This is a genomic window from Pseudonocardia humida (genome assembly GCF_023898865.1).
Classification (GTDB): domain Bacteria; phylum Actinomycetota; class Actinomycetes; order Mycobacteriales; family Pseudonocardiaceae; genus Pseudonocardia; species Pseudonocardia humida.
Genome location: NZ_JAGSOV010000024.1, coordinates 56,819 through 75,912, shown reverse-complemented (window position 1 = coordinate 75,912; position 19,094 = coordinate 56,819). Strand labels below are relative to the sequence as shown.

General features: G+C 75.3%; 19 protein-coding genes. 6 read left to right on the top strand and 13 right to left on the bottom strand.

Annotation, left to right across the window (positions count from 1 at the left end):
• Positions 1 to 13 precede the first annotated feature (13 nt).
• From KDL28_RS12210 to KDL28_RS12180, 7 genes are all read right to left on the bottom strand, one after another.
• Positions 14 to 235 (bottom strand): hypothetical protein, encoded by a 222-nt coding sequence (locus tag KDL28_RS12210; RefSeq protein ID WP_252437898.1) that lies wholly within the window; start codon positions 233 to 235, stop codon positions 14 to 16.
• A 167-nt stretch (positions 236 to 402) separates the two neighbouring features.
• Complete coding sequence (locus KDL28_RS12205) at positions 403 to 633, bottom strand: hypothetical protein (RefSeq protein WP_252437896.1); 231 nt, start codon at positions 631 to 633, stop codon at positions 403 to 405.
• Positions 634 to 712: 79 nt separating this feature from the next.
• Entirely contained in the window at positions 713 to 1,120 is a 408-nt protein-coding gene (locus KDL28_RS12200; protein ID WP_252437894.1) for an STAS domain-containing protein, read from the bottom strand.
• A gap of 60 nt (positions 1,121 to 1,180) precedes the next feature.
• Entirely contained in the window at positions 1,181 to 1,369 is a 189-nt protein-coding gene (locus KDL28_RS12195; protein WP_256501355.1) for a WYL domain-containing protein, read from the bottom strand.
• Positions 1,370 to 1,478: 109 nt separating this feature from the next.
• On the bottom strand, positions 1,479 to 1,640 hold the full coding sequence (locus KDL28_RS12190) for a hypothetical protein (RefSeq protein ID WP_252437890.1): 162 nt from the start codon (positions 1,638 to 1,640) through the stop codon (positions 1,479 to 1,481).
• A 57-nt stretch (positions 1,641 to 1,697) separates the two neighbouring features.
• On the bottom strand, positions 1,698 to 1,946 hold the full coding sequence (locus KDL28_RS12185; protein ID WP_252437888.1) for a DUF397 domain-containing protein: 249 nt from the start codon (positions 1,944 to 1,946) through the stop codon (positions 1,698 to 1,700).
• A 27-nt stretch (positions 1,947 to 1,973) separates the two neighbouring features.
• Positions 1,974 to 2,840, bottom strand: coding sequence for a helix-turn-helix domain-containing protein (locus tag KDL28_RS12180; RefSeq protein WP_252437886.1), 867 nt, complete (start codon positions 2,838 to 2,840; stop codon positions 1,974 to 1,976).
• Between the two features lie 190 nt (positions 2,841 to 3,030).
• Here KDL28_RS12180 and KDL28_RS12175 point away from each other — a divergent pair, with 190 nt between their 5' ends.
• Positions 3,031 to 3,333 carry a hypothetical protein gene (locus KDL28_RS12175; RefSeq protein ID WP_252437884.1) on the top strand — a complete coding sequence of 101 codons (303 nt, stop codon included), beginning with the start codon at positions 3,031 to 3,033 and terminating at the stop codon, positions 3,331 to 3,333.
• Between the two features lie 147 nt (positions 3,334 to 3,480).
• Here the strand turns inward: KDL28_RS12175 and KDL28_RS12170 are convergent, their stop codons facing one another.
• A complete protein-coding gene (locus tag KDL28_RS12170; protein WP_252437882.1) occupies positions 3,481 to 4,365 on the bottom strand; it encodes a YihY/virulence factor BrkB family protein in 885 nt (294 codons plus the stop codon).
• Positions 4,366 to 4,648: 283 nt separating this feature from the next.
• Here KDL28_RS12170 and KDL28_RS12165 point away from each other — a divergent pair, with 283 nt between their 5' ends.
• Positions 4,649 to 5,953 carry an MFS transporter gene (locus KDL28_RS12165; protein ID WP_252437880.1) on the top strand — a complete coding sequence of 435 codons (1,305 nt, stop codon included), beginning with the start codon at positions 4,649 to 4,651 and terminating at the stop codon, positions 5,951 to 5,953.
• Positions 5,943 to 7,358 (top strand): pyridoxal phosphate-dependent decarboxylase family protein, encoded by a 1,416-nt coding sequence (locus tag KDL28_RS12160; RefSeq protein ID WP_252437878.1) that lies wholly within the window; start codon positions 5,943 to 5,945, stop codon positions 7,356 to 7,358. The genes KDL28_RS12165 and KDL28_RS12160 overlap by 11 nt, the downstream gene beginning before the upstream one ends.
• A gap of 15 nt (positions 7,359 to 7,373) precedes the next feature.
• Here the strand turns inward: KDL28_RS12160 and KDL28_RS40410 are convergent, their stop codons facing one another.
• A complete protein-coding gene (locus KDL28_RS40410; RefSeq protein ID WP_256501322.1) occupies positions 7,374 to 7,499 on the bottom strand; it encodes a hypothetical protein in 126 nt (41 codons plus the stop codon).
• A 186-nt stretch (positions 7,500 to 7,685) separates the two neighbouring features.
• On the opposite strand from KDL28_RS40410, the gene KDL28_RS12155 reads away from it, so the two are divergent.
• The 3 genes from KDL28_RS12155 (at position 7,686) to KDL28_RS12145 (ending at position 9,604) form a co-directional block, all read left to right on the top strand.
• Complete coding sequence (locus tag KDL28_RS12155; protein WP_252437876.1) at positions 7,686 to 8,588, top strand: SGNH/GDSL hydrolase family protein; 903 nt, start codon at positions 7,686 to 7,688, stop codon at positions 8,586 to 8,588.
• Positions 8,589 to 8,802: 214 nt separating this feature from the next.
• Complete coding sequence (locus tag KDL28_RS12150; RefSeq protein WP_252437874.1) at positions 8,803 to 9,129, top strand: hypothetical protein; 327 nt, start codon at positions 8,803 to 8,805, stop codon at positions 9,127 to 9,129.
• A gap of 31 nt (positions 9,130 to 9,160) precedes the next feature.
• Positions 9,161 to 9,604 carry a hypothetical protein gene (locus tag KDL28_RS12145; RefSeq protein ID WP_252437872.1) on the top strand — a complete coding sequence of 148 codons (444 nt, stop codon included), beginning with the start codon at positions 9,161 to 9,163 and terminating at the stop codon, positions 9,602 to 9,604.
• A gap of 136 nt (positions 9,605 to 9,740) precedes the next feature.
• On the opposite strand, the gene KDL28_RS12140 is transcribed toward KDL28_RS12145, so the two are convergent.
• From KDL28_RS12140 to KDL28_RS12125, 4 genes are all read right to left on the bottom strand, one after another.
• Complete coding sequence (locus tag KDL28_RS12140; RefSeq protein ID WP_252437870.1) at positions 9,741 to 13,034, bottom strand: DEAD/DEAH box helicase; 3,294 nt, start codon at positions 13,032 to 13,034, stop codon at positions 9,741 to 9,743.
• 578 nt (positions 13,035 to 13,612) lie between these two features.
• Positions 13,613 to 14,074, bottom strand: a complete 462-nt coding sequence (locus KDL28_RS12135) for a hypothetical protein (protein WP_252437868.1) — start codon at positions 14,072 to 14,074, stop codon at positions 13,613 to 13,615.
• Between the two features lie 111 nt (positions 14,075 to 14,185).
• Positions 14,186 to 15,763: a DUF2207 family protein gene (locus tag KDL28_RS41475; protein ID WP_252437866.1), complete on the bottom strand. Its 1,578-nt coding sequence runs from the start codon at positions 15,761 to 15,763 to the stop codon at positions 14,186 to 14,188.
• Positions 15,764 to 15,864: 101 nt separating this feature from the next.
• Positions 15,865 to 18,861, bottom strand: a complete 2,997-nt coding sequence (locus KDL28_RS12125) for an AAA domain-containing protein (RefSeq protein ID WP_252437864.1) — start codon at positions 18,859 to 18,861, stop codon at positions 15,865 to 15,867.
• Positions 18,862 to 19,094: the final 233 nt, after the last annotated feature.

The window sequence follows — 19,094 nt, the reverse complement described above, 5'->3', positions numbered from 1 at the left end:
TCCCGGGCGGGGGCTAGCCCTGCGGCGTCAGGTCGCGGTCGACGAGGCGCGTGACGACGAGGCGGTGCAGCATCTCGGCCATCGCGCCGGTGGGGACCTGCCCGCGCAGCTCCCGGTCCGCCGCGGCCACCTCGGCCTCCACCACACCGCGTGGCATCACGTCGGCGAACTCGATCACCAGGCGGTCGGTGACCGCCGTCAGCTCGGATCCGTGCCCGCGGGCAGGGGCTGACATCTGTGCTGCTCTCCTCTCGGCGGCGCGGGTGGTCGTCACCCGCGCGAAGGGGGCGTCCGTGCGGACGCTGTCGACCATGGTGGCAACGCCGGCCGGCGGCGAGATCATCCCCGAACCGGCCGCGCTCCGCCAGGGCGTAACGGCCCTATCGGCGGTGGCGGTGCCGCTCAGGTGGGCCGGGGACGGCGGGGCCGGGGGCGCGACGGCTCGGCGAGTCCGGCGTCGACCCGTGCCGCCGCGGCCTCCGCGGCGAGCTCGACGATCCGGCGCAGTCCGAGGGCCTTGGCCAGGATGGCCCGCACGTCGGCCTTGGCCATCGCCCCCGGGTCGGCCCGCGCGGCGGGCTCCGGTCGGGCGCTCCTGCGCGGCTGCTCGCCGCCGGCCGTCGGGTCGCTCACCACTCAGTTGTACCCATCGACGCACATGGTCGCAGCCCAGGACAGCCGGATCGCCCGGAAGGGCTCGAGGACTCACCCGTCAGGGTTCGAGGCCGCCCTCGACCGCGTCGTCGACCGTCGGGTAGAGCGGCAGGATCTGCTGCAGGCTCATGGCCGCCCAGGGCCGGGTCACGGGCCGGTGGTCGGGCGGGGCCACGACCCGCAGCGCCGCGGGTGGGGCGGTCCCGTCCTGGCGGTGCGAGGTGGGGACGGTGGCCCGGGTGGCCAGGTTGGCCAGCACCCCGAGCCCGGAGGAGCCCAGGAAGTCGACGGCGGAGAGGTCGATGACGACCAGGTCGGTCCGCTGGTCGCGCATGGCCTCGTCGACCACGTCCATCAACCGGGGCGCCGAGTGCAGGTCCAGCTCACCGGACACCCCCACCACCACGGCCGGGCCGCGTGAGGTCGTCGTCAGACCGAACCGCTGTTCGTCGTCGTGGCCGCTCACGGCCTCCACGGTATCGGCGGAGCCATCCGGCCGCTCCGCCGGTGGTGCGCTCCCGCCGCCTCACTCCGCGAGCCCGACGGCCTCGATCCCCCGCACGGCGAACCCGCGCTCGTCCCCGCGGAGGTGGCACCACGCCATGAGGTACCCGTCGCGGGCCTCGTGCGGGCGGATGTCGCGCAGCGTGCGGTCGCCCGCCCGGTTGCGATACTGGAAGCGCACGTCACGCCCGTGCCCGACGGCGTCGGCCAGCAGTGCGACGGCCGCCGCGTCGAGACCCGCTCCGAGGTCGGGGCCCAGCTCCGCGGCCGACGCCGGCCGCGCACGGCGACGGCCCGGGCGACGGCCATCTCGTCCCGGTTCATCCGGTGAGCGCGCGGCCCACCGAGTCGGCGCCGGTCGACCGGGCCGCCGGTTCCCCGAAGCTGCGCGGCACCGGTTCGACCAGCACGTCGGGCCGGCTCGCCAGCAGGGCGGTCAGGGGCTCCGGACCGAGACCGGCCAGGTGATCGGTGAGCGCCACGCCCCGGTTGCAGCACGCCCCCGACCCGCTGACGGGCCGGGGGCACTCCCGGCCGGATCAGGTCAGGTCGTCGAACTCACCGGCCTTGGCCCCTCTGACCCAGGCCTCCATCTCCCGGCGGGTGAAGTACACGGTCCCGGCACCGCGGTGGTTGCTGTTGCGCACGGCGACGCGCCCGTCGGGGGCCAACGCGAGCTCCACGCAGGAGCCCTGGTCGCCGCTGAAGGTGGAGATCCGCCACTCCAGATCGTCCGAGCGGTCGCCCACGGCGGCGGCGTTCCGGTGTTCACCCAGGTGTTCGGCCATGTGATTGCCTCCGAGAGTGCATACGGGTCACGCGAACTCCTCCGCCGCGTCGGCGATCAGAGTAAGGGATTCGCTCGGAGAGAGCGCGTTCGCGCTCATGTGCTCGAAGGCGACCGAATGCGCGGAGATCTCGTTGGGCTCTTCGAGGTAGAGCGATCCGGCGCGGTGCTCCACGTACGCGAGTCCCGGATCGGACGGCCAGGGGAAATCCAGGATCTGGAACCGGCCGGTCATTCCCGGATACGCTCCTCCGGAGTAGGGCATCACCTGGATGGTCACCTTGGGGCGTTGCGCCATCGCGGCGAGGTGGCGCAGCTGCTCCGCCATCAGGGCCGGACTACCCACAACTCGGCGGAGCACGGCCTCGTCCAACATGACCCACAGGCGCAGCGGGTCGGGGTCGCGGTCGAGCACGGCCTGGCGGGTCATGCGCAGCTCGACGTGCCGCGCGACCTCCTCGTCGGTGCGTTCGGCGGTCCCGCTGCGGGAGACCGCCTCGGCGTACTCGCGAGTCTGCAGCAGCCCCGGCACCAGCTGGGCCTCGTAGACCCGGATCACCGACGCGCCCTGCTCCAGCCCGACGAACAGCGAGAACCAGCCCGGCAGCGTCACCGCGTCGTAGCGCTCCCACCAGCCCTTCTGCCGCGAGTCCCTGGCCGCCTGCAGGTAGGTCGGCCAGCGCTCCCGGGGAACCCGGTAGAGGGGCAGCAGGACCTCGTCCAGATCGCGGACGACGACCGGCCGTTCGGCGGTCTCGTAGTAGCTGATCTTGGCCACCGAACAGCGCAGCTCGCGCGCCACGTCCCGCTGCTCGAGCCGGGCCCGTTGCCGCAGGCGCACGAGTTCGAAGGCCAACCACCGCCGCCACACGGTCGGACTCGACGCCGACGCCATCGCACACCTCCAGCCAGCCGGAAGGGCCAGTGTGACGGGCCCTGATCGGCGGCTGGACGCGGGGTGACTGTACGTGAACGGAGCATCACCCAGCTGGTCGCTGGCCGGGTGTGAAGTCAAAATTTAGAGTCTGCGAGGTGTTGAGACCTGACTCGCTGCCCTGTTCGGGCCTCACTCTCCCACCGGACGGGTGAGCCGCTATCACCTGCACGCTCGCGCACTGGAGGGGCCGCTCGACGCACCCCGCCGCGACGAGGTGCGGGTCTCCCAGACCGACGACGCCGACGAGGCCGACCGCTGGACGTCCCGCCAACTGGACGAGGGCTTCACCGTGTGGGTCTACGACCACGGACGGTCTTCCCGCCTGATCGGGGCCAGCGACTTCCGGCTCATCGGCCACTACCGCCCCCGGGCGGCGCGCCCCCCGCTCACCCGCCACCCCGCACCCGACCCGCACCACCGCGCCGGAACGCCGACCCGCTCAGCGGGCTGAGCGGGTCGGCGCGCCAGCATTCGTCATGACCGTGCGGCGCGGTCGCGGGATCAGCGGTGATCGTCTTTCGACGCCGCCCGGAACGGCCCGAAACCGAAGAAGATCAATTCTGCGACGGCTCCACAGCGGAGCCCGGGAGAACGTCGATCATCCCCGATCGGCGGCCACGTTGTCGGCCGCCTCGGCGCCGCGCTCCCCCTTCGGAGCCGACGGACCGGTCGTCGAGTCCTGGCTGGTCTGCTTCTCGCTCTCGGCGTTGATCTCCGCGCCGAGCAGGACCAGGTAACTGGTCAGGTACAGCCACAGCATCAGCACGATGACGCCGGCCAGCGCGCCGTAGGTCTTGTTGTAGCTGCCGAAGTTCGAGACGTAGAGGCTGAACGCGACGCTGGCGATGATCCACAGCACGGTCGCGACGATCGCGCCGGTGCTGACCCAGGCGAACCGCGGTGCGTCGCGGTCGGGGGCGACCCGGTACACGATGGCCAGCGCCGCGATCACCAGCGCGACCAGCAGCAGCCAGCGCAGCACCTGCGCGACGACCAGGGCGACACCGCCCAGCCCGAGCGCGTCCAGCACGACCGGGGCGACGGCGACCAGCGCGACGGCCAGCAGCACGAACACGACCGCGCCGAGGGTCAGCAGCAGCGCGAGGCCGCGCAGCTTGAAGAAGCCGCGGCTCTCGTCCTCGTCGTAGGCGACGTTGGTGGCGGCGATGAGGTTCATCGTGCCGCCGGAGGCGCTCCACAGCGCGGCCAGCAGCGACACGATCAGCCCGATCCCGAGCGCGCCCCCGCTGCCCGCCGCCACCGAGTTGAGCTGGTCGACGACCAGCGGCCGGGCGGTCTCCGGGAGCAGCTGGGCGAGTTGGGCGACCTGGTCGGCGACGGTCGTCGGGTCGGCCACCAGCCCGTAGAGCGTCAGCGCCGCGATGATCGCCGGGAACAGCGCGAGGAACGCGAAGAACGCCACCCCGCCGGCCAGGATCGAGACGTTGTCCTTCTTGCCCTCGGCGAACGCCCGCTTGGTCACCTGCCACCAGCCGCGCGCCGGGATCTGTGCCGGAGTGCTGGCGTCGTCGCCGGGCGGCGGTCCGCTCCGCTCGCGTGTCGATCGCGCGTTCGCCACTGCCACTGCCCTGCCCCTCGTCAGCCTTGCGTTCATCCGTCCGTGCGGCGCGTGGTTTCCCCCTGGGAGACGGTCCAACCATCACTGCGGCATCCGCCCGGCCGACCCGACATCGGTTCGATGACGATCATCGAGCGGCCCGCCGGCGGATCTGGATCGTGGACGCGGGGCGCCATAGTGTCGGGCCATGGCCCTCAGCGCCGGCGTGCGCCGGGGATACGCGCTGGGCAGCGTGGCCACGGGAACCTTCGGCACCGTCCCCGGCCTGCTGCTGCTCCCCTACCTGACCGACGACCTCGGCGTCGCCGCCGGCGTCGCCGGCGTGCTGGTGCTGGTGCCCAAGGGCTGGGACGTCGTGCTCAACCCGATCGCCGGGCGGATCAGCGACCGCAGCGGCGTGCGCCGCCCGTTCCTGCTCTACGCGGGCGTCGCGGTGGCGGTCACGTTCGCGCTGATGTTCGCCGGTCCGCAGGCCCCGCCCGCCCTCGCCGGCGGGTACGTGGCGCTGCTGTTCCTGGCCTGCGCCACCGCCTACGCGTTCTTCCAGGTGCCCTACAACGCGATGCCGGCCGAGATGACGACCGACGTCGACGAGCGCACCCGGATGATGACCTGGCGGGTCGCGGTGCTCGCGGTGGCGATCCTGCTCTCCGGGGCGACCGCGCCGCTGGTGGTCGAGGCGTTCGGCTACCCCGCAATGGGGGCCTACGTCGGCGTCCTGCTGCTGCTCGGCACGGTGGGCGCGTACCTGGGCACGCGCGGGGTGCCGCCGGCCGGGCGCGTCGCCGCGTCCGGTTCGCTGGCCACCCAGCTGCGGCTGGTCGGCGCGAACGCGAACTTCCGCCACCTGCTCGTCGCGTTCATCATCCAGGCGCTGGCCATCGGCTCGATCCTGGCCGGGGTGACCTACGTGGCCGGGCACCTGATCACCGAACCGGCCGCCGCCACGATCCTGTTCGCCGCGTTCGTCGGCCCCGCGCTGCTGGTCACCCCGCTGTGGGAGCGCGTCGCCCTGCGCCACGGCAAGCGCGCCGGCTACCTCGTCTCCTCGGCCGTGCTCGCGCTCGGCTCGCTGACCCTGCTGAGCACGGCGTCGGGTTCGGCGCCGGCCGCGTACGTCGGGGCGGGGATCACCGGCATCGGCTACGCCGGCACCCAGGTCTTCCCGCTGGCGATGCTGCCCGACGTGGCCGGCGAGGACGCCCGGCTCTCCGGGGTGAACCGGATCGGCGTGTTCACCGGCGTGTGGACGGCCGCCGAGACCCTCGGCCTGGCCCTGGGCCCCGGCCTGTACGCGCTGATCCTGCAGCTGGGCGGCTACCTGCCGTCCACGGCCGGGGTCGAGGTGACCCAGCCCGCCTCCGCGCTGACCGCGATCGCCGTGGGGGTGTCGGTGGTGCCCGCGGTGCTGGTCGCGGCCAGCCTGTTCTGGCTGCGCCGCTACGCGCTCGACGAACACCCCGCCCAGGAACGGAGCACCGATGGTGGCTGACGGGTTGCTGGACCGGCTGACCGCGCTGCGCCGCGGTGACCTGCCCACCCACGGCGGGCGGACGCTGGCCTACGTCTACGACTCCGGCCTGGCCGACGCCGACGAGGTGGGCCGGCGCGCGCTGGCCATGTTCGCCTCCACCAACGGCCTGGACCCGACGGCGTTCCCCAGCCTCGCCGCCATGGAGCGCGACCTGGTGGCCCTGACCCGCCCCCTGGCCGGCGCCCCCGACTCGGCCGTGGGCACGGTCACCTCCGGGGGCACCGAGTCGATCCTGCTGGCCGTGCAGACCGCCCGGGACGCCCGCCCGGTCGCCGACCCGGTGATGGTCGTGCCGACGACGGCGCACGGCGCGTTCCACAAGGCGGCGCACTACTTCGGCGTCCGCCTGGTCGCCGTGGACGTCGACCCGGTGACCAAGCGGGCCGTCCCGGAGGCGATGGCCGCGGCCATGGACGCGCACGCCGGGCACGTCGTGCTGGTGGCGGTGTCGGCCCCGTCCTACGCGCACGGCGTGATCGACCCGGTGGAGCCGATCGCCGCGGCCGCCGCCGAACGCGGGCTGCGCTGCCACGTGGACGCCTGCATCGGCGGCTGGGTGCTGCCCTGGGCCGAGCCGGCACCACCCGCGTGGGACTTCCGCTGCCCCGGCGTGACCAGCCTGTCGGTCGACCTGCACAAGTACGCCTACACCCCCAAGGGCGTCTCCCTCCTGCTGCACCGGACCGCGGACCTGCGCCGCCCCCAGTTCTTCGCCACCGCCGACTGGCCCGGCTACACGATGCTCAACGCCACCACGCAGTCGACGAAGTCGGGCGGCCCGCTCGCCGCGGCGTGGGCGGTGGTCCAGCACATCGGCGTGGACGGCTACCGCGACCTGGTCGCCATCACCCTGGCCGCGACGCGCCGCCTCGCCGCGGGCATCGCCGAGCGCGACCACCTGGCGCTGGCCGCCGAGCCCGACTCCTCGCTGCTGGCCGTGCAGACCGACGGGGCGCTCGACGTGTTCTCCCTCAGCGACGAGATGGGCGAGCGCGGCTGGTTCGTCCAACCCCAGATGGCCTTCCGCGACCTACCGGCCACCCTGCACCTCACGGTGTGCGCCGCCACCGCCGACGGCGTGGACGACTTCCTCACCGCGCTCGACGAGTCGGTGGCCGCGGCCGTCGCCGCCGGGCCGGTCGAGGTGGCCCCCGAGCTGCGCGACGCGGCCGCCGCCCTCGACCCGGCGACCCTCGACGACGCCGCGTTCGACGGCCTGCTGGCCATCGCCGGGCTGGCCGGGCATGACGGGGCGCTCACCGTCCCGAAGCGGATGGCGCCGGTGAACGCGCTGCTCGACGTGGCCCCGCCGCGGCTGCGGGAGGCGCTGCTGATCGCGTTCCTGGACCGGCTCACCCGCTGAGCGGCGCGCCGCCCGTCACGGCGGCCGGCTCGGCGGCGGCCGCGGTTCGGTCGTGGTGGTCCGCACCGGCGGCAGCGGGGCATGGCAGGCGGGCCCACCGTCGGTGGTGGTGGTGGGGCGGGCCGGGATCGTCGTCGTCATGGTGCTGAGCATCGCAACGACCACCGACAGTTCCCGCCGGGTCGTCCCGAGCTGGGCCACGTGCCGACCGGGGCGACCGTCGGGTCCGGCCGGACGGCGGCCGCGGGCTGCGGCGGTCAGCGGCTGCGGCGCGCGGGGGCGCGCCGATAGCGTCGTCGCCCCCCGCCCCCGGATCTGGAGGTCCGCGTGATCCGTCCTGCTCCCCGGTCGGCTCAACCCCACCGATCGCGGGCCGCCCGCGCCCTGCTCGCCGGCCTGCTCGGCGTGGCCGCCGCGCTCGTCCCGACCACGGCGGCGTCGGCCGCCGAACCCGCCGACTACGTCGCGCTCGGCGACTCCTACGCCGCGGGTCCGCTCATCCCGCTGCAGTACGGCTCCCCGCCCGGCTGCGCCCGCTCCGACCACAACTACCCGGCGCTGACCTCGCAGGCCCTCGCCACGGCCTCCTTCCTCGACGTCAGCTGCAGCGGCGCCAAGACCGCCGACCTGACCGCCCCGCAGGAGACCGAGGCCGGCACCAACCCGCCCCAGCTCGACGCGCTCGGCGCGGAGACCGACCTGGTCACGATCAGCATCGGCGGCAACGACATCGGCTTCTCCGAGATCGTCGAGGAGTGCGCCACCCGCTCCCCCGCCGAGCCCGACGGCGCCGCCTGCCGCGACTTCTACGACTCCGGCGGCTCCGACGAGCTCGCCGAGCGCATCGACGGCACCGCCCCGGAGGTCCGGGCGGCCCTGCTGGGCATCCTGGCTCGCTCCCCCGCCGCCGAGGTGCTCCTGGTGGGCTACCCGACGATCGTCCCCGACGACGGACCGGGCTGCTTCCCCGCCGTCCCGTTCAGCCCCGGCGACACCCAGTACCTCCGCGAGACCACCAAGCGCCTCAACGACATGCTCGCCGAGCAGGCCACCCTGGCCGGCGTCGACTACGTCGACACCTACACCCCGACCATCGGCCACGACATCTGCACGCCGCCCGGCGTGAAGTGGGTCGAGGGCCTGGCCCCGACGTCCCCGGCGGCGCCGGTGCACCCCAACGCGCTGGGGATGGAGGCGATGTCGGCGGCCGTGGTCGGCGCCGTCGGCTGAGCCGGCGACCCCCGGAGCCGTGGATCGCCGCGGCGTGCTGCGCCGCACTCGTCGGCGTCGCGCTGGCCGCCGGGACGGCCCAGGCCGACGTGCCGGTCGGGCCCGCTCGCCCGGTCGACTGCCCCGGCCTCAGCGGCGATCCCATCCTGCACAGCGGCGCGTGGGCCCCGTACCTCTGCCACTCGGCGGTCGTGGACCCACCGGGGACGTGGTCGTGCTGCGCCAGGGCCGGACCGGCACCAGCGCCTTCGGCTGGCTGCACGGGTGGCTCGACGACAACGTCGATGACCACGTCATCGAGCGGGTCGTCAGCAGCGCCCTCCCGCTGAGCGCCCCGCGCGACCGGGTCCGCTACATCGCCGAGCTGCGGGTGCGGGGGCACGGCGTGATCTCGGTGTGGGTGGAGGTCGACAAGAAGCCGTCCCGCGACGCCGCCGACGACGAGCCGTTCGGCGTCGTCACCGCCTACTGCAAGCTCCCCTCCCGCACCGTCCGGAGAACCTCTGCCCGGGCTGGGTCAACGACTCGCTGCTCTGAGTGAGGACCCGATCGCGACCGGTACCTTCGTCCCGATGACTGCCGAGGAGCTGGCCGAGATCGCGGCGACCATCCGGCGGGACTACTCGCCGGAGGCCCTGGACCCCGGTGTGTCCGAGCCGACCGTGGTCGAGTCGGGCGGCGGTTCGGCCCTCGTGCTGCCCGGCGACCAGCAGCCCGAGCCGTTGCGCAGCATGCGGCTCATCGACGCCGCCGCGGTGGGCACGACCCTCGTCATCACCTTCACCTGGGCCGACGGGACCGATGACGACACGGTCTACCTGATGCCGCTGGACTGCCGCGACGAGCAGCTCGACCTGGGCGCGCACTGGGCGGTGTCCTACTTCCTCCTGCGGTTCATCGAGCACTCCCTCGGCGGGCCCCGGGACGCCTGGGCCGACCGGACGACGGTGATGAGCGACCGGCTGCGGGTGGTCCGGCCATGGCGGGCCGCCTGGGAAGCCGATCCCGCGGGCTGACCGGAACCGGTCCGCCGCATCCGGATGCGGCGGACCCCCCGGGCTCGACCCGGGCGGCGCGGTCAGGCACTGGCGGGGACGTTGGCGACGTCGCGGAACGCGCCGGGCCGCTCCGTCCCTGGGGCGGGCCGGTGCGTCAGGAGACCAGCGCGCGGATGTCGTCCGCCTCGAGCGCCGCGCCGAAGGCGTTGCCCTCGTCCATGACCCCGGAGAACAGGGCCGCCTTGCGCAGGGCCAGCGCCCGCACCTTCTCCTCGATGGTGTCGCGGGCGATGAGCCGGTAGACCATGACCGCGCGGGTCTGGCCGATCCGGTGGGTGCGGTCGACCGCCTGCGCCTCGGTGGCCGGGTTCCACCACGGGTCGAGCAGGAAGCAGTAGTCGGCCTCGGTCAGCGTCAACCCGAAGCCGCCGGCCTTGAGGCTGATCAGGAACACCGGCGCCGCGCCGTCGGTGAACCGGCGCACGATCGCCGGTCGGTCGCGGCTGGAGCCGTCGAGGTAGGCGTAGGTGATGCCGGCGGCGTCGAGGCGCTGTCTGACCTCGGCGAGGAAACCGGTGAACTGGCTGAACACCAGCGCGCGGTGCCCGCTGCCGACGACCTCGCCGAGCTGCTCGAGCAGGGCGTCGATCTTCGCCGAGCCGAGGTGGCCCTGCTCCGGCTCGACCAGGGCCGGATGCAGGCTGAGCCGGCGCAGCAGTGTGATCGACTTCAGGATGGTGAAGCGGTTGCGGTCGACGTCGTCGAGCAGCCCGAGCACCTTCTGCCGCTCGCGCTGCAGGTGGCGCTGGTAGAGCCGGCGGTGGCGCGGGTCCAGCTCGACCTCCAGCACCTGCTCCTGCTTGGCCGGCAGCTCGCGGGCGACCTGCTCCTTCGTGCGGCGGCGCACGAGCGGACGGATCCGGCGGCGCAGGCGGGCCAGCAGCTCAGGGGCGCCCTCGGCCCCCTTCTCGATCGGGCGGGCGTAGGAGTCGCGGAACCGGGTCGGGCTCGGGAACAGCCCCGGCGCCGTGATCGACAGCAGCGACCACAGCTCCATCAGGTTGTTCTCCATCGGCGTCCCGGTGATCGCCAGCTTGAACGGTGCCGGCAGCCGGCGCGCGCACTGGTGCACCTTGGACTGGTGGTTCTTGGCGAACTGCGCCTCGTCGAGCACCAACCCCGACCACCGGACGCCCTCGTGCGCCTCGATGTCGAGGCGGAACAGCGCGTAGGAGGTGACGACGACGTCCGCACCGGCCACGACGTCGGCCAGTTGCCGCCCGCTGCGGCGCAGGGTGTCGGTGATCGTGACGACGGCAAGGTCGGGCGCGAACCGGCGGGCCTCGGCCGCCCAGACCGCCACCACGCTGCTCGGCGCGACGACCAGGAAGGGCGGCGCCTCAGGCGCGACCTGCCGTGCGTGGCCGACGAGGGCGAGCGTCTGCAGCGTCTTGCCCAGCCCCATGTCGTCGGCCAGGATCCCGCCCAGGCCGTGCCGCCAGAGGAAGCACAGCCACTCGTAGCCCTCGCGCTGGTAGGGCCGCAGCTGCGCGGTCAGCGTGGCGGGCGGTTCGGCCCCGCCCACCTCGCCGAGCGCCAGCAGTCCGCCGACCTGCTCGCGCCAGGCGCGGGCCTGCTGTTCGACGACGCCCAGCGCGGCCAGCTCCTCCCACAGCCCGGCCTGGAACCGGCTGATCCGCAGCCCGCCGGGCGCGTCCTGCAGCGACCGCGCCTCCTCGATGAGCGCGCGCAGGGCCTGCAGCTCGGGCTTGTCGAGGGCGAAGTAGGCGCCGTCGTCCAGCAGCAGGTGCGACTCGCCCGCCGCGAGCGCGACGAACAGCTCCGCGAACGGGACCTCGCGGCCCTCCACGCTGACCCGGACACCGAGGTCGAACCAGTCGTTGTCGCCCGCCACGGCCTCGGTGCGGACACCGACCTGCAGCGACTCGCCCGCCTCGCGGTAGCGGGGCGGCTCCCCCTCCTCCTCCACCACCAGGCGCGGCACGTCGACCAGCCGCGGCAGGGCCTCGGTGGCGAAGCGCATCGTGTCCAGGCCGCGCAGCTCGGTGTGCGCCGACCGACCGGATCCGGTGTCCAGGCCCGGGACCTCGACCCCGAGGTCGCGCACCGCGTCCAGGACGGCCCGCTCCGCGACCCGGTCGCGCAGTGCGTCGTCGGCAGCGGGCGGGTCGACGGGCGTGCGCACGGGCGCGCCGCCGACGTCGTAGGACCACACCCAGTCCAGCCCCAGCTCGTGTCCGTCGCCGAAGGCCGCGCGCAGCACGAGGGTCGGTTCGGACGTGCGGGGAGGTTCGAACGCGCCGTCGGACGAGCAGATCGGCGCGAGGCGGCTCAGCCGCGGGCAGAACTCGGTGCGGAAGCGCTCGAGCTGCCCGTGGGGCACTGGGAGTCTGCGTCCGTCGAGCACCATGCGGCGCAGCCCGGGCGGCGCCGGTGTCGTCAACCGGGCCAGGCCGAACCCGCGGCTGGTCGGGTCGACCGCACCGTCCGGCCCGACCGGGGTGTGCACGACCCCGTGCCCGGACTCCCCGATGAGCAGCAGCGGCGCTTCCGCCCGGCCGGGGCCGGTCGGATCGAGGTGCAGGGCGGGTGCCACCTGCAGCCCGCCGTCGTCGGTGGCCGTGACGTCCAGGCGCAGCTCGGCCCGACGCCGGTGCTCGACCTGGCCGAGCCGCTTGCGGCTGTGCACGATCTGCAGGCCGATCTCGTCGGCCTCCTCCAGCAGCGCCCACAGCCGCGTGCTGTCGAAGCGGTCGAGGTCGATGCTGCGGTCCTCGGGGGCGTAGTAGTAGCGGCTCTGCTGGTCGGTCGAGCGGTACACCGCGTACAGCTCGCTCAGCAGCCGGACGTGCTCGGGGCGGTACTCGTCGGCCTGGTACGGCTGCCCGATCCGACCCCAGGACAACCCGCCGGCCACCCACCCCGTGCGCCCCGGCCGGACGAGCCGAGCCGAGAGCGATGCCGGATCGCCGCCGCGGCCGGAACCAGACCGCACCGACAACTCGATCGCGACGGGCACCGTGCCCGCCGCCGGTCGGTACCCGGGCTCGTCCGGCGCGAGCAGGGCGTCGAGCTCGCGCACCCACGCGTCCTCCCGCTTCGCCGCCTGCGCCGGCCGGCGCGGCGCCTGCGCCAGCGTGACGGCCGCGGCGACGACGTGCGCGCAGTCGATGCCGGTCGGGCACGTGCACTCGCCGCCCAGGAAGACCAGCCTCCCGCCGGCTCCGCGGCGGAACGAGACCTCGACCTCGTGGCACTCGCCGTCGAGACCGCGGACCTCCGCGTAGAGCGTGTCGCCGGCGTCGTCCCACTCCATGTGCAGGACGCCGCGCAGCTTCGCCGCCACGAGGCCCGCCGCGAAGGTGCGGGCGCGCACCTGCGCGGCGATGCTGTCGGCGTCGACGCCGTCGATGGTCACGAGCCGCATGCGCAGCACCTCCAGGAGCGGGCGGGGAGCCGTCCGGGACGGTAGCGGGCCGCACCGACAGGCTGGACCGCCGTCCGGCACGATCACCGACACGGACCGTCAGCAGAGGCACGCCGTTGAACCAGGCGTTGTGGCACGTTGCCACCGTCCGGGACTCACCTGGTGGCCGAGGAGCGCGTCCCGGAGAGAGGGTGTCCCGTCCCGCAGGAACGGGTGGCACCGGTCCGGGCGCCCGCCGCCTCGCGGCGGTCCGGGGCGCACCAGTTACTCCGCGGAGCGGCGCCGATCGCGCACGCTCACCCGCAGACACCGACGTCCAGACGTGCATGACCGAAGCCCACGACCAGATCGTCAGCGCCGCGGGCTCCGCCGAGGAGCGCGACGACCTGGTCGTGGAGCTGCGGAAGATCCGCCGGCTGCTGGAGGCCGATGACCCCGGACCCGTGCCGGTGCGCACACGTTGGCAGCCGGTGCTGGAGGCAAGCACTCGCCGCCCGCTACGAGGACGTCATCCTGTGCCGCCCCAGGGCGACACCATCCCCGCGCGTCGCGCTGAGGGGCACGCGCCGGTGAGGTACTCACTCCTCCTCCCGCAGCACCCGCCCCGGCACGTCCGGGTCGCAGCCGACCCGGGCCAGGCGGGCGCGGATGCTGTTGCGGCTGCGGCCCATGTCCTTGGCGATGGTGCCGATGAGGTCGAAGGCCGGGGTGGTGTCCGCGGAGTTCAGCCAGGCGTCCTTCAGCGTCGTGTCCAGCTCGGCGGTCCACGGCACGCGGCCGTTCATCGGGCCCGGGCGGGGTTTGCGGGGCGGGGCGGGGTCGAGGTCGGAGGTGCCGGCGTGGCGGTCGTCCCAGGCGGCGCGCAGGGCGAGCAGCAGGGACCGGGCGGGGACGTCGAAGGTCGTTCCGCCCGGCGGTGACGGGTCGTCCGGGTTCGCCGTGGACCACGTCAGGCGGGCGGTGTCGCCGTCGACGGACAGGCGCAGGGCGCCGGGGGTGTCGGTGTCGGGCACGGTGTCCAGCACGGTTTCTCTGATCATGCCCACGATCGTGGCGGCCGGGACCGACAGGATCGGGCCCGTTCCCCGAGGTCGGGACGGGGTTGAGTCGATCGGACGATGTGGTGCAACACCCTCCGTAGCGACGTTCGCCTACGTGCTCCCCGCGGCGCCGCCACCACCACCCGCGCCGGTCCCGCTGACCGTGCCGGTCGAGGAGGTGCCCGCGGTGCTGCTGCTGAACGCGACCCACCACGGGAACGCCGCCAGGTGGGCGGCGTCGTCGGCCCGGCCGGAGGCGAACGCCCGCAGCGGCACCCCCGCCTCGGTGGCGTTCTTCAACCGCTCGCCCAGCGCGTCGCCCAGGCCCAGCGCCACCGCGTCGGGGAGGGCGGCGTCCAGGTCGAGGTGGGCGTCCTCGTCCTTCGCCGCGGCCTTGAGGCCGTCGCGGTAGGCCGTCCACGGGACGGCGGCCTCCAGCCCGGCGGGGGTGAGCGCGGGGTAGGTGACCAGCAGCACGAACGCGGTGACCGCGACCGCGAGCAGCGCCACGGCCCCGATCCAGGCCGGCAGCGGCCCGCTGCCCACTCCGGCGAGCAGCATGGCGAAGATCCCGGTCACCAGGCAGATGGCGGCGATCACCGCCAGCAGGCCCCGCGCGAGCGCGGCGCGCGGGTCGAGCCACTTGCGCTCGCGCATCTGGGCCCGCACCGCGTCGCGCACCTGGCCCGACCACGTGGAGACCGAGGCCAGGTGGCTGCTGCGCACGACGCCGTCCTCGGCCTTCTCGGCGAGCCGGTCCCACACCACCCGCTCGACGTCGTCGCGCACGGCGGCGCGGTCGACCAGCCGCACCCGCACCTTGGGCGAGCTCGCCCAGCTGCCCTCGTCCTCGGCCTCGATCGTGACCGCGCCGCGCCCGGCCAGGTCGAGCAGGACGGCCGGCACGACCTGCATGGGCGGGCCGCCGGCGACCAGGGCCCCGCCCAGGGCGGGCGGCAGGTCGTCGGGGCGCTCGGTGATCGGCTCGTGGGTGCTGCGGTGGGTGCGGGAGCGGCCGCGGTGCAGGACCAGCGAGGCGATGAGGCCCACCGCGGCCAGGCCGATCGCGGTCCACGGCAGCCAGCTGCGGGCCGCGTCCGCGGCGAACCGGTCGAACGCGCTGACCGGCGGGCCGGAGCGGATGCTGCTCTCCAGCCGGTCGAGCGCGGCGACGAGGCCGCCGCGCACGTCGCCGTCGCGCAGCGGCGGGATCAGCGCCTCCTCGACGATGTCGCGCTGCTCCCCCTCGGGCACGTTGCCCTCGGCGAAGGCGCGCCCGACGAACAGGCCGGCGCGGGCGTCGGTCGGGTCGTCGGGGTTGCGGTTGACCAGGACGGCCGCGGCCCGGTCCCGGTCGGTCCCGCTGACCCGCGCCCACTCCTGGTGCAGGGCTTCGACCTGGTCGAACGTGTCGTCCGAGTCGGCGTCCAGCGCCCGCACCACCACGACGACGTCCGCTCCGGCCGCACCCAGCCGCGCGACGCGCTCCTCGACGTCGGCGAGCTGGGCGGCGTCGAGCGAGGAGCCGGTCGTGTCGTAGACGTGGCGCGCCGGGTCGAGGTCGCCGAACGACTCGGCGTCCTGGGCCAGGGCCGGTGACCCGACCAGGACGTTCGTCAGGACCAGCAGTGCGAGCACCAGCAGCCGCGCGAGCGGGTGCGCCCGGCTCGTCGATCCGGCGGACGACACGTCCACATCCCCCCTCCGCGCCGCGACCCCGGGCGGCCGCGGCTCCCCGTCATGATCCCGTCGCGGTGGTGTTCCCGCTGGACGGGTGGGGGTAACGCGGATCAGCCCGCGCCCAGCTCCACCTCGGCGTCGCCGGACCGGCACTCGCGGCCGACGTCCGGGTCCCCGCCGCGCACGTCCACCGGGTCGGCGCGGGGGCACGGGTCGGCGGTGGCGTCGGCCCCCAGCTCGACGAGCAGCCGCTCGGCCGGCCCCCGGCCCTCGACGGCGAGCAGCGCCTCCCGGGGGTCGCGCGGGCCGTCGGGCAGCACGGCGCTGCCCAGCAGGACCGTCCGCCGGTCGACGAGCGCGACCCGGCGGGGCCCGTGGTCGGTGCGGACGACGGTGGCCCCGCTCTCGCGCAGGGCGTCGGCGCCGTCGTCGTCGGGGCGCAGGAACGCCTTGACCCGCACGCCGCGCTCCACCGCGGCGCCGACCAGCGGTGCGACCACCCCGGCGGGCCACGGCGACCACAGCCACAGCGAGTCGCGCGCCGCACCCAGCCGGCGCTCCAGCTCGGCGCGCAGGTCGTCTTCGGCGGAGACGTCGAGCGCGGTCGCGGCCCGCCGCAGCGGGTCGCCGACCTCGGCGAGCACCCGGTCGGCGCGGTAGGGCGCCGGCCCGTCCAGGCCGAGCAGTGCCGCCGCGCTCCACGTGCGGGCGTCGCCGCGCTCGACGGCCTGGCGCAGCGCCGCGAGCGGGCCGGTGGCCGCGGCCAGCGCCGTGCCGTCGACCAGGACGTAGAGCCGGCGGCGGGCCCGGGTGACCCCCAGCGCGAAGGCCCGCGCGTCCGGGGCGTGGTCGACCTGGTCGAGCACGGCGGTGTCGAGCGCGCGCCCGCGGAACGCGGTCACCGGGCCGCAGCCGGTCAGCGGGTCGCGGTCGCGCAGCGCGGTGAGGGTCAGCTCGGCCTGCGCGCGCGAGGTCGTCAGCACGCCCGTCACCGGCTCCGACCCCCGCGCCAGCGCCGGGGCGAGCACCAGCCCCGCCATCCACCACGGGTCGCCCGACGGTCCACGCCGGACGGCGGCCAGGTCGGGCAGCGCCGCCACGTCGACCACGACGACCTCGGTCTCGTCCTGCTCGGCGTCGGGCCCGCGCAGCACCTGGTAGCCCAGGTCGTTGACCAGCCGGCGCAGCCCGGCGCCGCCGCGCCACCGCTCCAGCAGCGCCACGCACCCGTCGTGGGCCAGCGCGTCCTGCGGGGTGCCGATCCCGGCGTGGCCGAAGCAGCCGGCCCGCACCCAGGTGCGCACCGCCGGGTGCTCGCTGGTCGCCACCGCGGCGGGCAGGACCGGCCCGGGGAGCAGGACGTCGCCGACGAGGACCGCGGTCTCCCCCGCCCGGCCGAGCACGAGCAGCACCTCGGCCAGCGCCGCCGCCTCCGCCCCGTCGACCAGGACGACGTCGAAGTCGGCCGCGGCGACCGGCTCGCTCCGCGAGCGGGCGAGCGTGGTCGCGACCAGCCCGGCCGCCCCGACGATCTCGGCCTCGGCGTCGGCGCGCAGCGTGCCCGACCGCTCGGCCAGCCTGCGGTGCTCCTCCTCGTGGGCGCTGCGGTCGCCCGCGCTCTGCGCGCGGATGGCGCGCAGGCGCGTCCACCGCTCGTGCAGCGCGGGCAGCCGCTCGCGCTCGATGCGCTCGACGAGGGCGTGGTCGGCGGCGCTCGGCCGGCCCACCTCGTTGGCCTGCTCCATCGCCCGTTCCAGGCGGCGCAGCTCGGACTCGACGGGCTCGAACGCCAGCCACGCCGCCGTGGCCGCGCGCTCGGCGCGGGCGATGGCCCCGTCGAGGCGGCCCAGTCGGGCGGGCGTGGTCGAGCCGATCGCCCGGCGGGCGGCGATGATCTCGTCCCACAGCTCGCGGCGGCGGGCCACGGCGCCCTGCCCGAACGTCTCCACCTCCTGGCCGAGCTGCTTCGCGCGCCTGCGCGAGCGCCCCTCGGCCGCGCGCAGGTCGGCGCGCAGGGCCTCGTCCCGCGCGTCGAGCTCGCGCAGCTCGGCCTGCAGCTCGGGCAGCCGGACCATGGCCCCGCGGGCCACGGCGAGGGAGGCCGCCTCCGCCACGAGCCGGTCGTGCTCGCGGCGGGCGGCGACCACCCGGCCGTAGGCCAGCTCGGCGGCGCGCAACGTGTCCTGGTAGCGGGTCCGCAGCTCCTCGCGGCGGCCGGCGGCGGCGACCCTGGCCGCGGCGGCCCGGTAGCCCTCCGGGTCGTAGCCGTCGAGCCGGGCGGCCAGCTCGCCGATCTCCTCGTCGGTCCCGGCGAGGTCGGTCAGCCTGCGGGCGATCAGCGCCCGGCGCGCGTCGACGTCGGCGGAGACCCGCGCGGCCAGCGCGTCGAGGCGCAGGTCGTCGAGCCCGGGCAGGACCGGGACACCCGCCCGCACGACCTGGCCGCGCCCGGGGCGCATCGAGCGCACGACCTCCAGCAGCACCGAGTCGGCCATGACCGCGGCCGTCGACACCAGCAGGACCCGCTTGCCCGCGCGGAGGAGGTCCTCGGCGGCCCGGGCGAGCACCCGCGTCCGGCCGGTGCCCGGCGGGCTCCAGACCACCCGCAGCCCCGGGCTGCGACAGGCCCGGTAGGCCTCGACCTGTGCGTCCGACAGCCCGGGCGGCGCGGCGGCCTGCGAGGTGGGCGGGCCGTCGAGCCGTCCGGCCGCCAGCGCCTCGGCCAGTGGCGCGTCCCGCAGCTCGCGCAGGCCGTCGAGCAGGCGCTCCACCGCGGCCCGGGGCGTCGCGCTCGGGCTCCACAGCCAGCGCGACCCCGGCGGCACGCCGTCGGGCTCGCGCAGCAGGAGCACGCCGTCGAGCAGGTGGAACCGGTCGACGGGGTGGGCCGTGGACTGCTCGGGCCCCTCCCGCCCGGCCAGCACGAACGGCGGTTCGAGCAGGTCGGCGAGGTCGGGGCGATCACGCAGGTCGAGTCGCAGCCAGCCGTCCTCGGCGGCGGGCGCGGCCTCGCCGCGGCGGGTCCACGGACCGGGCAGCGCCGAGCCCGGGAGCAATCGCAGCCACTCCTCGACCGCCGCGATCGACCCCGCCGTCCACGCCGCCATCCCCGCCCCCGCCCGGCGCCACGGGTGGCGCCCCCCGCTACGAGGGTCCCCGACCGCCCGCGCGATGTCACACCGCCAGTCGTGCGTCCGTCCCCACAGCCATCCGGCCCAGCCCGGCCCGCTCGCCGTGTCGATCACGACGCCGGGCGCGGCAGGCACCCGTCCGAGCCCGCCGGGGGGCGCGCTGCCGTTACCCGCGCGAGATCGACCATTCACCGGTCCCGCCCCGTCGG

Excerpts from the sequence above, each read along its gene's own strand:
- KDL28_RS12210 (WP_252437898.1), bottom strand. The coding sequence starts at position 235 with ATGTCAGCCCCTGCCCGCGGGCACGGATCCGAGCTGACGGCGGTCACC.
- KDL28_RS12185 (WP_252437888.1), bottom strand. The coding sequence starts at position 1,946 with ATGGCCGAACACCTGGGTGAACACCGGAACGCCGCCGCCGTGGGCGAC.
- KDL28_RS12180 (WP_252437886.1), bottom strand. The coding sequence starts at position 2,840 with ATGGCGTCGGCGTCGAGTCCGACCGTGTGGCGGCGGTGGTTGGCCTTC.
- KDL28_RS12165 (WP_252437880.1), top strand. The coding sequence starts at position 4,649 with ATGGCCCTCAGCGCCGGCGTGCGCCGGGGATACGCGCTGGGCAGCGTG.
- KDL28_RS12160 (WP_252437878.1), top strand. The coding sequence starts at position 5,943 with ATGGTGGCTGACGGGTTGCTGGACCGGCTGACCGCGCTGCGCCGCGGT.
- KDL28_RS40410 (WP_256501322.1), bottom strand. The coding sequence starts at position 7,499 with ATGACGACGACGATCCCGGCCCGCCCCACCACCACCACCGACGGTGGG.
- KDL28_RS12145 (WP_252437872.1), top strand. The coding sequence starts at position 9,161 with ATGACTGCCGAGGAGCTGGCCGAGATCGCGGCGACCATCCGGCGGGAC.
- KDL28_RS12140 (WP_252437870.1), bottom strand. The coding sequence starts at position 13,034 with ATGCGGCTCGTGACCATCGACGGCGTCGACGCCGACAGCATCGCCGCG.
- KDL28_RS12135 (WP_252437868.1), bottom strand. The coding sequence starts at position 14,074 with ATGATCAGAGAAACCGTGCTGGACACCGTGCCCGACACCGACACCCCC.
- KDL28_RS12125 (WP_252437864.1), bottom strand. The coding sequence starts at position 18,861 with ATGGCGGCGTGGACGGCGGGGTCGATCGCGGCGGTCGAGGAGTGGCTG.